Annotated in this window: 13 protein-coding genes and 1 pseudogene; 7 read left to right on the top strand and 7 right to left on the bottom strand. The window is 49.7% G+C overall.

Annotated elements, in window-relative coordinates; all coding sequences use genetic code 11:
* Position 1: 1 nt before the first annotated feature.
* The 3 genes from hsdR to fabR all read right to left on the bottom strand — a co-directional run bounded on the left by hsdR (position 2) and on the right by fabR (position 3,883).
* A complete protein-coding gene (hsdR, locus tag LZP69_RS11335; protein WP_234200695.1) occupies positions 2 to 2,311 on the bottom strand; it encodes an EcoAI/FtnUII family type I restriction enzme subunit R in 2,310 nt (769 codons plus the stop codon).
* Between the two features lie 197 nt (positions 2,312 to 2,508).
* Positions 2,509 to 2,745: a helix-turn-helix transcriptional regulator gene (locus tag LZP69_RS11330; RefSeq protein ID WP_234200694.1), complete on the bottom strand. Its 237-nt coding sequence runs from the start codon at positions 2,743 to 2,745 to the stop codon at positions 2,509 to 2,511.
* A 523-nt stretch (positions 2,746 to 3,268) separates the two neighbouring features.
* Positions 3,269 to 3,883 (bottom strand): HTH-type transcriptional repressor FabR, encoded by a 615-nt coding sequence (gene fabR / locus LZP69_RS11325; RefSeq protein ID WP_234200693.1) that lies wholly within the window; start codon positions 3,881 to 3,883, stop codon positions 3,269 to 3,271.
* A 139-nt stretch (positions 3,884 to 4,022) separates the two neighbouring features.
* Between fabR and LZP69_RS11320 the strand changes: the two genes are divergently transcribed.
* The 3 genes from LZP69_RS11320 to mnmH all read left to right on the top strand — a co-directional run bounded on the left by LZP69_RS11320 (position 4,023) and on the right by mnmH (position 7,498).
* Positions 4,023 to 5,126: a fatty acid desaturase gene (locus LZP69_RS11320; protein WP_234200692.1), complete on the top strand. Its 1,104-nt coding sequence runs from the start codon at positions 4,023 to 4,025 to the stop codon at positions 5,124 to 5,126.
* Between the two features lie 210 nt (positions 5,127 to 5,336).
* Entirely contained in the window at positions 5,337 to 6,380 is a 1,044-nt protein-coding gene (gene selD, locus LZP69_RS11315) for a selenide, water dikinase SelD (RefSeq protein ID WP_234200691.1), read from the top strand.
* A complete protein-coding gene (mnmH, locus tag LZP69_RS11310) occupies positions 6,380 to 7,498 on the top strand; it encodes a tRNA 2-selenouridine(34) synthase MnmH (RefSeq protein WP_234200690.1) in 1,119 nt (372 codons plus the stop codon). Before selD ends, mnmH begins: the two co-directional genes overlap by 1 nt.
* 37 nt (positions 7,499 to 7,535) lie before the next feature.
* On the opposite strand, the gene LZP69_RS11305 is transcribed toward mnmH, so the two are convergent.
* From LZP69_RS11305 to nudE, 4 genes are read right to left on the bottom strand one after another with little or no spacing between them, the layout of a single operon-like run.
* Positions 7,536 to 9,326 (bottom strand): MFS transporter, encoded by a 1,791-nt coding sequence (locus tag LZP69_RS11305; RefSeq protein WP_234200689.1) that lies wholly within the window; start codon positions 9,324 to 9,326, stop codon positions 7,536 to 7,538.
* Between the two features lie 8 nt (positions 9,327 to 9,334).
* Complete coding sequence (locus LZP69_RS11300) at positions 9,335 to 9,790, bottom strand: GNAT family N-acetyltransferase (RefSeq protein WP_234200709.1); 456 nt, start codon at positions 9,788 to 9,790, stop codon at positions 9,335 to 9,337.
* On the bottom strand, positions 9,783 to 10,595 hold the full coding sequence (gene cysQ / locus LZP69_RS11295) for a 3'(2'),5'-bisphosphate nucleotidase CysQ (RefSeq protein WP_234200687.1): 813 nt from the start codon (positions 10,593 to 10,595) through the stop codon (positions 9,783 to 9,785). Before cysQ ends, LZP69_RS11300 begins: the two co-directional genes overlap by 8 nt.
* 47 nt (positions 10,596 to 10,642) lie before the next feature.
* A complete protein-coding gene (nudE, locus tag LZP69_RS11290) occupies positions 10,643 to 11,188 on the bottom strand; it encodes an ADP compounds hydrolase NudE (RefSeq protein ID WP_234200685.1) in 546 nt (181 codons plus the stop codon).
* 96 nt (positions 11,189 to 11,284) lie between these two features.
* On the opposite strand from nudE, the gene yrfG reads away from it, so the two are divergent.
* From yrfG to coxB, 4 genes and pseudogenes are all read left to right on the top strand, one after another.
* Positions 11,285 to 11,950: a GMP/IMP nucleotidase gene (gene yrfG, locus LZP69_RS11285; protein WP_234200684.1), complete on the top strand. Its 666-nt coding sequence runs from the start codon at positions 11,285 to 11,287 to the stop codon at positions 11,948 to 11,950.
* A gap of 122 nt (positions 11,951 to 12,072) precedes the next feature.
* Complete coding sequence (lexA, locus tag LZP69_RS11280) at positions 12,073 to 12,693, top strand: transcriptional repressor LexA (protein ID WP_234200683.1); 621 nt, start codon at positions 12,073 to 12,075, stop codon at positions 12,691 to 12,693.
* Positions 12,690 to 13,202, top strand: coding sequence for a cell division inhibitor SulA (locus tag LZP69_RS11275; RefSeq protein ID WP_234200682.1), 513 nt, complete (start codon positions 12,690 to 12,692; stop codon positions 13,200 to 13,202). Before lexA ends, LZP69_RS11275 begins: the two co-directional genes overlap by 4 nt.
* 428 nt (positions 13,203 to 13,630) lie before the next feature.
* Positions 13,631 to 14,743: pseudogene (coxB, locus tag LZP69_RS11270) on the top strand (cytochrome c oxidase subunit II); the annotation flags it as partial.
* Between the last annotated feature and the right edge of the window lie 16 nt (positions 14,744 to 14,759).

The following is a 14,759-nucleotide window of genomic DNA, read 5'->3' as shown; positions in this document are numbered from 1 at the left end:
TTTAATTCACATGATAAAGCTGTTGTTGTAATTGTTTAAAAGCCGCCAACAAATAGGCTGGCTTTCCACCGAATGCTGTTGAAGCGTCTTTCACTGTGCCCAACCCTGACAGCTCGATAAGTGCAGGTAAGCGCTCGCGGGATAACTCGGTACTGCCTGTTTGTTCATAGCGGTTCAGCACAAAGTGTAAAAACTGCTTGGCCTTTTCTTGCCGGTACTGATTAAAGAAGGCACTGTTAGCACGAACTTGATCTGCGCGAGCTTTACGGGTTGCCATGGGCTGTTCAAAGGCTAAAAAAGCCAGCAGATCGAAGATATCGCACTCTTCTGCTTCAAACATTCGACGTAGAGTCGCAAGTTGCTCTTTATCGAAGCCTGCTTGTACGAGTTTGCCGAGCAAAGTTTCGCGCTCATCAGGGTCAGACCAAATCTTTATTAGTTCTTCAACCGATTTGAAGAGCCCCGGCAGCTGGCTAATCAGCCTCTCAACAAATTCCTGAGCCGTGAGTGGCTTTCCGTTTTCATCGATATATCGGGTTTCAACATCAATCACTTTGAGTTCACGATGCTTCCCTAGCTTCACTTTTAGTCGGGGTTTTGGCACGCCGGGTTCCGGTAGTGGACCTTCTACTGGTGGTCTAGGGTTATAAGGTGGAGGAGTTGGCTCTCCTGTCCCCCCTGGGTCAGGCGCTTCAGGTTCACCATCCCAGTCATTGTCGTAGAATTTGTTTGTTGCTCCGCGAAAATCGACAATGGTAAAGTAATCTTTACCATCAAAAACACGGGTTCCACGACCTACAATTTGCTTAAATTCCACCATTGAGCCCACGGTTCTGTCGAGCACGACATTGCGCACGTTACGGGCATCAACCCCAGTGGTAAGCATTTGCGATGAGGTAATGATGGTGGGGATATCTTTATCGTTATCCTGAAATTTTTCCAGTAGTTCGCGGCCAACTTTGCCTTCATCACTGGTCACTCGCACACAGTAGTGCGGGTCTTTTACTTTTTTGTTTTTGTTTATCATGTCGCGCATTGTGAGCGCATGGTTCTGGTTTTCGCAAAATACGATGGTTTTTTCTAATGGGTTGATATTGTCCAAAATAGCTTTTGCGACAAGCTCTGTACGCTCATCAACAATGATCTTTTTGTCGTAATCTTCTACCTGATAGACATCTTGCCCAGACTCGCCTTCGACCACTTGATCGTCTTTAGTTAACACCAGCTCGTCTAGGTTGGTCCGCACCCGCTTGACGCGGTAAGGCGTTAAGAAACCATCGTTGATGCCATCTTTTAATGAGTATTCAAATGCTGGTGTGCCAAAGTAATCATAGGTATCAACGTTGGCTTCACGTTTGGGTGTTGCTGTTAAACCTACATGCACGGCACTACCAAAATGATCGAGTATGGCTCGCCATGAGCCCGCCTCATTGGCGCTGCCACGGTGACACTCATCAATCATCACCAGATCGAAAAAATCACTTGGATAGGCTTTGTAATAGCCTTCAATGTTTTCTCGCTCAGCAATGGCTTGGTAGATAGCAAAAAAGATATGTGCATTGGTCGGCACGATACCGCCACGCTTGCGTACCTCTTCTCCGTTTATTTTGATGAGATCTTTTTCATATGGATTGAAAGTGTTAATCGCTTGATCGGCCAAAATATTGCGATCGGCTAAAAACAAAATTCGTGGCCTGCGTGTACCCGGAGATTCTTTGTTCCATCGAGACTGGAACAGTTTATGGACTATTTGAAAAGCAATAAAAGTTTTACCTGTGCCCGTTGCCAGCGTTAACAACACTCGCGGCTTACCTTTACCAATTGCATCCGTAGCAGCATGTACCGCTAATTCTTGGTAATAACGCGGCTTCATGGCGCCTTCTAAATGAAAGGGCACATTGCGAAGCTGCTGGCCTAGATCCGAATTAACACCCGCGTAGCGGTTTTCAAGCTCTTGTGGTGTTGGGTAAAACTCGATGTAGTCGCCTTTACCAGTTTCTAAGTCGAACTCATAGGTTTGTTTGCCGTTGCTTGAATAGACAAAGCGAACAAGTAGCTTCTTGGCATAGTCGATGGCTTGTTGAAGACCTTTGGTTGGATGTTCAGATTCTTTTTTTGCTTCAACAACTGCAAGATGACGGCTATCTTTATGGAGCAGATAATCGACGAAACAACGGCGGCCTCGCACACTTTTAGCCAGCTTACGACCATCAGTAAAATAATATTCACGAATGATATTATTAGGTTGCCAGTGCGCAGCTTTCAACGCTGGATCAATATAATTTGCTCTGGTATCCGCTTCTGATGACATCCTTGTATTCCTCATTTAGAAACCAAAATCGATTCACCCCATATTTGTAAGTCATCTTACACTAACTTGTCACTAAAAATGCCATTTGACCTCTTGATAATTTGACTTATACAACAACGCCATAGCGAATATTTTCATTCAGATATGCCCAACAATAATGAAAACAGACCATTAAATCTTTTGTTTATTGTTTTTATTCAAAAAATTATCCCATTACTCGCGATCCCTATCTCAATCCGCTCCATCATCCAATCTTCCACTTCACTTTCAACCCAAGCCGATATTCTTGGACCAATTTTTACTGGCTTTGGAAAATTCTCCTCACTCTCCTCACTCTCCTCACTCTCCTCACTCTCCTCACTCTCCTCACTCTCCTCACTCTCCTCACTCATATAGCTATAAATAGACGAACGTCCCAGCCCAGTGCAATCCATCACCTACTGCAATCGTAATAGTTTCATGATGAGTTTCCTTCGTTATTAACTCATCGCATATGCCGTTTAAGTAATTTTTAACTTTTCTCTTTTTTCAATATTTTACAGATATATATCCCCCCTGTGCATATACCGATTAGCAACCTTAGGAGGCGCCGACAGTCCAGTACGACTAGTACTGAGCAACTTCTGCCGTTACGTCCAGATGGGGATTTATAAGATAGAGATCAGTATCGACTGAACTGGTTCTCAAAAAGGTATTGTGGGAAGCAGCAAACTCAGCCCCAATGCGGGTTTGCGTGATGCTGACTCCCATATTCACGTTATTGCAAAAAGAAGGAACCACAGATGAAAGAAGTCGAAGCGGTGAAAACCGCGACACCATCAAGCTTATCAGTTATCTGCTGGAGCGACGTTAACTACTGTTAATCGATCAAAAAAGGGCTCAATTTTATTAGAGCCCTTTCTGTATACACGTTCAAGTAACTGCTATGCCTTGCGCCTATTGTGCGCCCTTACTTGCCTATCGCTTTTCCAACTTGTGCTGCAAGGCCTCTGCGCCCTTGGCCACCATGCGCAGCTGCACCACCAATCTGTCGGCTAGGATTTTACGATCGACCCGTTTCATATCTAATGCTGCGGCTCCGGCGTTAAACACTAAGGTGACTAAAGCTTCGGCCTGAGCCCTGGCGAGCTCCGGGCTGCGCTTAGTCGTTGCCTCGGTATAATGTGCCAGCTCTGAGATAAAATGCTCTATCTCTCGAGCCACGGCGGCACGAAACGGTGCCGAGGTGCCGGAGCGTTCATGGAGCAGGATACGAAACACGTTCGGATTGGAATCGAGCACTTCCATAAAAGTATCGACCGAAATACGGATCACGCTGCCACCCGCCTCGGCGCGCTGGCGCCCTTTACGCATCATCTGTCTGAGTGTGAGTCCGCCTTCATCGACCATAGTGAGTCCTAACTCATTCATGTCTTTGAAATGGCGGTAAAAAGAGGTCGGGGCAATATTGGCTTCGCGGGCGACTTCACGCAGACTGAGACTGGAAAAACTGCGCTCGGCACTTAACTGATTAAATGCGGCGTCCACTAACGCCCGTCGAGTTTTTTCTTTCTGCAGTGCTCTGATGCCCATCGTGATGAATCCAATAGATAAAGTATCTGCAGATAATACCTGCTTTAGCCAAAAAACACAGCCCGTCTTGACCTATGTGATCTAGATCGGTAAATTAGCTTACACTTGTAAGCCCAATCATTTGCTGTCGGATAGAATAATGAACAAGCCTCCACTGATTTGGACCAACGTTTTACTCTTTGCTACCACCTTTCTCTGCGCCCTGATTTTAGTCCCTTGGTATGGCATCACCTATGGTTATGGTGCTGCCGAATGGGCAGCCTTCATCGGCTTGGCTTTCGCCAGCGGATTGTCGATCACCGCGGGTTATCATAGACTCTGGTCACATCGCACCTACAAGGCGCACTGGTCAGTACGCCTGCTATTCGCCCTTGGTGGCGCCCTGGCTTTGCAAAACAGTGCCTTGCATTGGTCATCGGATCATCGCATACACCACAAGCATGTAGACAATAACGACAAAGACCCCTATTCAGCGAACATGGGTTTCTGGTACAGCCATATCGGCTGGATGTTAAGAGAGTATCAGGCTCACAGATATCACGATTATCAGAATGTCCGTGACCTGCAAAATGAGAAAATTGTGATGTGGCAGCACAAGTATTACCTGCCTCTGCTACTGCTGATGAATTTCGGCTTACCGGCATTTTTAGGCTGGTTAAACGGGGATGTCTGGGCCATGTTACTGATGGCCGGCCTGCTGCGACTGGTTGTAGTGCACCACTGTACCTTCTTTATCAACTCTCTGGCTCATATCTGGGGCAAGCAGCCCTATACAGACAAAAATACCGCCCGCGACAATGGTGTGCTTGCGCTGTTTACCTATGGCGAGGGTTATCATAACTTCCACCATATTTTTGAAAATGATTATCGCAATGGCATCTTATGGTGGCATTACGATCCCACTAAGTGGCTAATCAATGCCTTAGCCTGGATGGGTCTGGCCAGCCAGAGACGCGTCACGCCTCAGGAGCGGATCGAGCGTGCCAAACTACAGATGCAGCTGAAGCAGACTCAGGATAAGCTGCAACAGCGCAGTGATCATCAGGAACTGCTTGAGAAACTCCAGCAGGAATATGAGCTGCTAAAGCATCATCTGGGGGAGTACTATCAGGCCAAGAAAGCACTGCTGGAGGCCAAACGTCAGCAGCTGTGTATCAAACAGTTGCGCTCACAGGTGCAAGAACTCAAGCAAGATCTCTTGATACGCCAAAAAAGCTGGCAGCTGTTAATCGCCGGCAATTAATCTGGCGTACCAGAGATCTGTTCAGTTAAGGCCACCAAGGGGTGGCCTTCTCTTTTATTCCTAAGTTGTCGCCGCCCCGCGATTGCGGGTTCATTGAAGTCAGCAATTGAAGTCACCCAATTGAACTCGCGTAATTAAAGTCGCCTAATTGAAGTCGTCTGGGGATAGGACTATCATGGAGCTCTTTATCTAAACAGACGCTTTAGCTCAATGTCAGAGACCAAAATCAAACTTACCGAATACAGTCATGGCGCAGGTTGTGGCTGCAAAATCTCCCCCAAAGTTTTAGGCACCATTTTAGCGTCTTCACTGCCTCAATTTAACGATCCCAATCTGCTCGTGGGTAATAGCACCCGGGATGATGCCGCCGTCTACAGACTCAATGATGATACCGGCATTATCAGTACCACTGACTTCTTTATGCCCATAGTGGACGATCCCTTCACCTTTGGCCGTATCGCTGCGACCAATGCCATCAGCGACATCTACGCCATGGGCGGCACACCTATGATGGCGATCGCCATTCTGGGCTGGCCGGTCAATACTCTGCCCGCCGAAGTGGCACAACAAGTCGTTGATGGTGGGCGCCAGGCATGTATGGAGGCCGGCATCATGCTCGCCGGCGGTCACAGTATCGATGCCCCTGAGCCGATTTTCGGACTGGCGGTAACGGGGCAGATCCCCCTCGATGAGATAAAACAGAACGATACCGCCAAGCCGGGCGACAAACTGTACCTCACCAAGCCCATTGGGATTGGCATTATGACCACGGCGCAGAAACAGAAGAAGCTCGCCGATGCGGATCTGGATATTGCGCCAACGGCCATGTGCCAGCTCAATAAACTCGGCCCGAAGATCGCCAAGATCAATGGCGTGAATGCCATGACAGATGTCACAGGTTTCGGCCTTGCCGGTCATCTTATCGAGATGTGCCTCGGCGCCAAGCTCACGGCCCAGATAGATCTCAATCGCCTGCCACTACTGCCTAAGGTCGAAGCCTATTTGCAGATGGGCTGTATCCCCGGCGGCACCCACAGAAATTTCGACAGCTATGGCGAACATCTGGCCCCTCTGGATGACAGACAAAAGGCCCTACTGTGCGATCCCCAGACCAGCGGTGGCCTGCTGATTGCGGTATCAGAAGAATCGGAAGCCGAACTCATCGCGCTGCTAAAAGCCAACGAAATTGATCCTATCAGCATAGGTCAGTTGCTCGATCCCACAGAGACATCACACCTGGTGGAACTGATTTAATGACCAGTGAGCTTATTTCTAAAGCGCAATATGCTGAGATATTTACCAGGGATCATCCCATTATGGATGTGCGCGCCCCAGTCGAATTTATCAAAGGGGCGTTTCCCGCCAGCACCAACCACCCGCTGATGCAGGATGAGGAGCGGCGCCTGGTCGGCACACGTTACAAGGAGCAGGGGCAAGACGCGGCGATCGCCTTGGGTCACTCCCTGGTGTGCGGCGAAGTCAAACAACAGCGCATCGATGCCTGGCTCGACTATTTTCGGGCCAATCCCGGCGCCTATCTCTACTGTTTTCGCGGCGGCCTTCGCTCCAGACTGACCCAGCAATGGCTAAAAGAAGCAGGCTTACGCATTCCCTTTATCGAGGGCGGCTATAAGGCGATGCGACAGTTTCTTATCGAGACCATAGATGAGGCGCCACAGAAGAGTAACATGCTGATCCTCAGCGGCATTACCGGCAGCGGCAAGACAGATTTTATCCAGCTAAGGCAGGAAGCTGTGGATCTCGAAGGCATTGCCCACCACAGGGGCTCCAGCTTCGGTCGTCGCTTTAAGCCTCAGCCGAGTCAGATCAACTTCGAAAACGCCTTGGCGGTCGCCCTGTTAAAACACCAGAAAAAGCAGTTTACTCATCTGCTACTGGAAGATGAAAGCTACCTGATTGGACGCTCGGCCCTGCCCCAGGCATTTTATAAAGGGATGCAGAGCGCCAATATTGTGGTGCTCGAAGAGAGCCTAAGTGCCAGACTGAGTCGGTTGTTAGATGAATATGTGCATAAGATGGTCGCCGAGTATCAAGATAACTTAGGCCAAGAGGAAGGTTTTAGCGCCTTTACCGACTATCTGCACCTGAGCGTCTCCGGCATTAAGAAACGCCTGGGCGGTAAGCAGCACGATGAGATACAAGCGTTAATCGACAGCGCCTTGGCTGCCCAGTTAAGTCGCGGCGATACCCAGACCCATCTCGAGTGGATTGGGCTTTTATTAGAGAAATATTACGATCCTATGTATCAATATCAGATCGGCAGAAAACAGGATCGCATCATCTTTAAAGGCGATCATCAGGCCGTTCATCAATGGCTGGATGAAAACCAAGCCGATTCATCTGGAAACTAATCTGACTTAATCGGGCTAGCGGGATAGGTCTGCTCCGCTAGCCTTGCTGTAACTCGGCCCAGGCTTGCTGGATTTCCTGACGGCCAACATCCAGCAGCGGTGAGCCTATCGCGGCTAAATATTCCCTCTTTATGCCTAGGCTCGATACCGCAGGGGAAAGCTGCATCAGATTCACCGCCACCTCGTGATCCCACAGCAACTTATCCAAGACTTCAGGCCAGTTTGTTTGATTTTTACTCCGCACAATACACACGAGTTCGCCCCGGCTTAAATGCGTCTCTATCGCCTCAAGCGTCTGCTTATCTATGGTGCTTCCTTCTGCCCTGGCAGGCCAAGGGATCAGATCCTGACCGAACCAACTCAGAAAGAAACCTCCTCGGATCAACACAGGGTCGGCCACGAAATGGATAGCTCGGGTCGAGGTGCCGAGCACCCGGAACAGATCCCACCTGCTGTCAACTTGGCACAGAATAATCCCCGCCTCCAGTGACGGCAGCTTCTCCCGCCCGACAACACTTAGCCGGTTAAACAGATGATTAACCAGATAGGCGACAAATCGCTGCCTGAACTCTGCCACACCAGTAAAGAGAAACAGAGCAACCAGCAGGTTGATTGAGGCCAGTAGCATAAACAGTGACACTATGCTTATGCCCAGTACTTCCAGCAGCAAGATGGCCAACACAGCCGATCCCACCATAAACAGCGCATTGACTATATTGTTGGCGGCAATGGCCTGGGCACACTGTCCCTTCTCTGCCCGCGACTGAATAAAGGCGTAGAGAGGAACGATAAACAGTCCGCCGCTAACACCTATCATCAGCAGAGAGAGCATCACAGGATAATGGCTCGTCACGGCAAGAAAACCGCCCAGATCATGATGCAAAAGAGGATCGCTGGGCAGTGACGGCAGGCAAAAACACAATGAGAGTCCAAACAGGGTCAAACCGGCCAGGCCAAAGGGCAAGAGTCCCAGCTCGACGTGGCCGAAGGACAGACGCTCACACAGAAAAGATCCTAAGGCAATACCGATAGAGAAGAGCGCCAACAAGAGCGCTACCACGCTGGCATCGCCGTGAAGGTATAACTTGGTAAAATTGGCAAACTGAGTGAGATAGGTCGCCCCAAGAAACCAGAACCAACTGATGGCAAGCACAGCCGTCCAGAGACTCGGATTCGCTCTTACCTTGCCAATACTGCGCCAGGTGCCCGACAGAGGGGCAAATTTGATGTGCTGTATTTTACCCTGTGCCGGCAAAGGTGGGATGCCCAGACTGGAGAGATAGCCGCAGCCGGCCAAAACAACAACCAGCAAAGCCGCCATAGTCGCGCTCGGATCCCTTGAGATCAATAATCCCGCCCCTAGAGTGCCGAGCAGAATAGACAGAAAGGTGCCCATCTCCACCCAGGCATTGCCCTTCACCAGTTCATCCTCGAACAGTGCCTGAGGCAAAATCGAATATTTAACCGGCCCGAAAAATGCCGACTGACTCCCCATCAGAAACAGTAACACCAGCATGGCCAGATAACTCGAGGTCAGTATCGCCACCGCTGCGCAGGACATGATAGCCACTTCCAGCAGTTTTAATCTGCGGATCAATTTTGCCTTATCCATGTTGTCGGCCACTAAACCGGCATAGGCGGAGAAGAGGAAGAAAGGCAGAATAAACAGGCCCGCGGCCAGATTAACAAACAGATTGATGCCAATTGGTAAGTGCTCGATTTGGGAGTAGGTCGCCATGAGCAGCAACACATTTTTATAGATATTGTCGTTGAGGGCGCCTAGGCATTGAGTGACAAAATAGGGGAAAAAGCGTCGCGTTAATATCATAGCTCCCTCTATTTCCTATCGCGGCGCAGCTGCATCACTATTCGGGCCTGCCCCGGACCAAAATAGTCAGACTCGATCTCTTGCTCAACAAAACCGAGGGCGAGATAGAGATTCACCGCCGGATTGTTGGGATCCACTGTCAGTTTCACCCGGGTCATCTTCTCGCTAAGAGAAGCGATCGCATCTTTTACCAGGCCCCAGCCTATCCCACGGCCCTGAAACTCAGTATCCACGGCCAAAGAGAGGATCCAAGCTAGATCAGTTTGCTCGCTAGGGGTAATTAAGATATAGCCGGTAATGCGCCCATCTAAGGTCGCAAGTCGCAGACCATTGGGCCAGCAATCTATGCATTGACGAAAAAAGAAGTCGGGATAGCCGTGATCGCCGAAGAGCTGTAATTCCAGACTGACTATCTGAGCGAGATCGGCTTTAGTCGCCGCGCGATATACAGGCGCGTTACTCACTGACAAGCAGGTCATCCCAGGGCAGGTGCGTCGAACCGACTACGATAAAATTCGGATTTTCCAAGGTTTCACGTTCATTGTAGCTCAGAGGTTGCAGCTCAAGATCCATCACCTGACCGCCGGCCTCTTCGATAATAATCTGCGCCGCCCCTGTATCCCATTCGCCCGTCGGCCCGACCCGCACATAACAATCGGCTCGTCCCTCGGCCACCAGACAACTCTTGAGTGCCGCCCCGCCAAGCACCACTAGTTCGCAATGTCTAGGCTGATTAAACAGCTTTAACACTGAGTGAGGATCCTGCCTGCGGCTCACGGCCAGACGTAAGGATCCTGCACCACCATGATCCAGCTGGCGGCTGCTGATCCGCACCTCGCCTTTGTTGTTGCGCTTATAGGCACCCAGCCCGGCGATGGCGTAATAGATCACCTCTGTCATAGGCACATAGACTATGCCCATGATGGGACGATTGTGCTCCACCAAAGCGATGATCACCGAAAAATCGCCACTGCCGGCGATGAATTCGCCTGTGCCATCCAAGGGATCGACCAGCCAGTAACGCTGCCACTGACTGCGTTCGGAAAAGGGGATCTCGGCGTCTTCTTCCGACAGGATAGGGATATCTGGAGTTAACTGGCGTAATGCTGAGGTGATGATCTTATGCGCGGTAATGTCGGCGGAAGTCACGGGAGTATTGTCGGATTTCACCTCTTTCTTAAAACTACCATCGAGGTAGATCTCTTTAATCGCAGTTCCAGCTTCGATGGCTATGGCTATTGCCTGCTCCACATACTCTTCTGGCTTCATCGCTACTCCAACAACCTGGGCACTCAGGCCTTTAAATACCGCTTCAGTTACTTTAGTTTTAGATGTTTTTGAGCTAAAAACAAGGCGCTAACGCTGCGTGACTCGGAAAAATCTGGCTTGGATAACAGCTCAAACCACTGCAATAATGGCCAGCTCACCACCTCTATCGGTTCGGGTTCATCCCCTTCGAGGCGACTCTCATAGAGTTCTTCGGCGATAAAGATCTGCATCTTGCTGGAGAAATACCCAGGCGCCAGACTCAGCTCCATTAGATGGGTCAGCTTACCCGCGCCATAACCTATCTCCTCCTGCAGCTCACGATTGGCCGCCTCGGCCGCGGTTTCACCGGGATCGATGAGCCCCTTGGGAAAGCCCAGTTCATAGCTGTGGGTGCCGGCAGCATATTCCCGGCCGAGTAACAACTCGTCACCCCGCACAGGCACCACCATCACTGCACCGCGATTATTGCCTTTCATGCGCTCGTACTGACGTTCAACCTGATTTGCAAATTTCAGATGCACACGCTCAATCTGAAACAGGCGGCTCTGGGCCACCACCTCTGCATGTAAAATCTCTGGTTTCTTGTCCGGCATGCTAATCCTGCATAAAATGACGTTTGCTTCACGAATCAATCTTACTATGATGTGATTAATCCACAACTCTGACTACAAACTTTTTTCATTCAGATTATGTTTCCCTGGAATAAGATAGATACTGTGCTGCTCGATATGGATGGCACACTGCTCGACCTGCACTTCGATAACTACTTCTGGCTTAGTTTAGTGCCGCAGGTGTTAAGCGAGCAGAAACGCCTACCGCTTAAGCAGGCTAAACACCTAGTCGAAAACGCCTATGCCAAAGTGTTCGGCACCCTCAACTGGTACTGTCTCGATTACTGGCAGCAGGAACTGGAGCTGGATATTACCGCCCTGCACCACACCATTACTCATAAAATCAAGATGCGCCAGGACAGTATGCCCTTTCTACGCGCCCTCAAAGCCCAAGGCAAATCACGCATCCTTATCACCAATGCCCATCCAAATAGTCTGGCGCTCAAGCTGGAACATACCGAGCTCGCCTCAGGACTGGATCACATGGTCTCTAGCCACGAAACCGGTTTTGCTAAAGAATCTCCTCAGTTCTGGGAGGCACTCTTTGAACGCTTGCCCATCGACCCAGAGCGCAGCTTGTTTATCGATGACAGCGAAGCCATCTTGCATGCCGCCCGAAATGCCGGTGTCGCTTACCAGCTGGGCATCAATAATCCCGACAGCCAGCAGCCCCATAAAGTCTTTAGGGATTTCCCCGCCATCCATGACTACCAGATGTTACTAACTGATCTTCAAGCAAAATAAGGCTTAGGCTGCGATTTTATAGACAGAATTTGAATAAATAGAAGATAACAACTGGTTATTACTTGCACTGTATAAAATACTGTATATACTGACAGGTACTGTATGGAAAGACAGGATAAGCAATGAGACCCTTAACCCCCAGACAAGCTGAAATTTTAGACCTGATCAAGCACAACATAGCCGATACAGGCATGCCGCCGACCCGAGCGGAAATCGCCCGTCGTTTAGGCTTTAAGAGTGCCAATGCCGCAGAAGAACATCTCAAAGCACTGGCTAAGAAAGGTTATATCGAAATTATGCCAGGTACCTCCAGAGGGATCAGGCTACCTCAGGATACTGAAGAGCAGGAAGAGTTAGGCCTGCCGCTCATAGGGCAGGTGGCCGCGGGCGAACCTATCTTAGCCCAGGAGCATGTCGAGCAACATTATCAGGTTGACCCCGCCATGTTCAGACCCAGCGCCGACTTCCTGCTGCGGGTACGTGGCGACAGCATGAAAGATATCGGCATACTCGAAGGGGATCTGCTCGCCGTCCACAAAGTATCTCAGGCCCGTAATGGTCAGGTAGTCGTCGCCCGGGTCGAGGACGATGTCACAGTCAAACGCTTCGAGAAAAGAGGCAATACCGTTTATCTACATGCAGAAAATGAAGAGTATTCCCCTATAGTAGTGGATCTCACCAATCAAAGCCTCAGCATAGAAGGACTGGCCGTAGGCGTCATTCGTAACGGAGACTGGCAATGAATAATCTGATGGGTAACGCTCCACGTCATCCGGGTCTCTGGGCCGACATAGAAAAACCAATGAACGACTCAGGCTCGAACGCTGGCCTGTCGACCATAGCCAGCCATACCCAAGGTAAGAGTGAACTACAGGCATTAACCCCTGAACTGGCCAGACTGAGCCAGCAGGGACAATGGATAGTGCTTATCAGTCCACCCAACATAGGCTATAAGCAGATGTTGGCCGATGCGGGGGTACGCATGGACAGAATCTTATTGGTACACACCAAGGATGAAGTCGAGACCCTTTGGGCCACGGAGAAGGCGCTGACCAGTGGTACATCCAGTGCAGTGATCAGTTGGGCAAGCACCTTAGATGCCCGCGACAACCGCCGTCTACAGATAGTGGCTAAAAATGCCCGAGCCCTTGGAGTTGTGATTGAAGACAATCATGATAAGTTTTCTCAACCAGCTAATTTTAATGAGAATTTATCTCTGCAACAGAGCGGCTTGTTTGCAGCATACCACTGATATAAACCAAAAAATCTCCATCCACTTTCCATACAGCTCTTCGAAAAAACGCCCCGTAGGCAGACACTTACGGGGCGCTTTTTTAACGATTAATCGAAAAATATAAAAGAATTACCCGCTTGATCAATATGTAAACTCCGATTAAGTTAGTAACTGATATCAACGATTATTTGTTATATCCGAACGATTTGATAGTCGGCTTGAGGCACGAAACCTGTAAAAACTCGTACCTGCTGTAAGCTGAAATTTGCCTGATATATTCAGCCGTAAGTGCATATGTGGTCCACCAGAAATAACAATAGTTTCACCACTGGCGCACTTTGAAGTCATCGTTGCTTTTTGGGAACCGGAGAGTTTGCATAGAGCCGAGACATACTGTGTAACTTTCTCTTTGTAGTTGCATTCGCAATTGACATAGGAGAAGTCTAGTGAAGCAATTGTTGTGGAGCCTGCTAGGGGCTGTGTTCGCACCCGCCCTATTTGCAGCCGATATGCCCCTAAACATGACTCAAGGGGTAACAGAGATAAGTGGAAGGGTGTTTGGTCTTCACATGACCATCTTCTACATCTGCTGTGTTATAGGCATAGTCGTCTTTGGGGTGATGATCTATTCGATCGTCAACCATAGACGCTCTAAGGGTGCCGTCGCTGCCAATTTCCATGAAAGTACTAAGGTAGAAATCGCCTGGACCATAGTGCCTTTCGTCATACTCATTATCATGGCAATTCCTGCCACTAAAACCTTGATCGCAATGGAAGATCCTAGCGATGCCGACCTTACTATCAAGGTCACAGGCTCTCAGTGGAAATGGCATTACAGCTATTTCGATCAGGATATTGAGTTCTTCAGTTTACTTGCCACCCCCAGAGAACAGATAGAGGGCGGCGAAGCTAAAGGTGAACACTATCTTCTCGAAGTAGATAAACCCCTAGTGCTGCCAATCAATAAGAAGGTCCGTTTCCTGCTCACCTCGGAAGATGTGATCCACTCTTGGTGGGTACCGGCATTTGCAGTCAAGAAGGACGCTAACCCAGGTTTTATCAATGAGGCCTGGACTCGCATCGACAAACCCGGCATCTACCGCGGCCAATGTGCCGAGCTTTGCGGTAAAGATCACGGCTTCATGCCGATTGTGGTCAAGGCCGTTTCCGAAGCCGAGTTTGACACCTGGCTGGACGACCAAAAACAGCAAGCCTCTGCGGCAGCAGCTCAGGCCGAAGCATCATTAAGCCAGACTTTAACCTTAGATGAACTCATGGCCCAGGGCGAACAGGTCTACATGGCACGATGTGCTGCCTGCCACCAGCCAAACGGTATGGGTCTACCTGGCGTCTTCCCTGCAATGAAGGGCAGCCCAATCACGACCGGCCCCATAGACGATCATCTCGAAATCGTCATCAATGGTAAAGCGGGCACTGCCATGCAGGCATTTGGCAATCAACTTACAGCCCAAGAGATCGCTGCCGTGATCACCTACGAGCGTAATGCCTGGGGTAATGAAACCGGCGATGCTGTGCAGGCCGCCGATGTAAATCAACATGGAAAATAAAGGAGGC

The organism is Shewanella sp. AS1, assembly GCF_021412565.1.
Taxonomy (GTDB): Bacteria; Pseudomonadota; Gammaproteobacteria; order Enterobacterales; family Shewanellaceae; genus Shewanella.
Note: the sequence above shows the minus strand (reverse complement) of the source record. Positions and strands in the feature narration are given on the sequence as shown.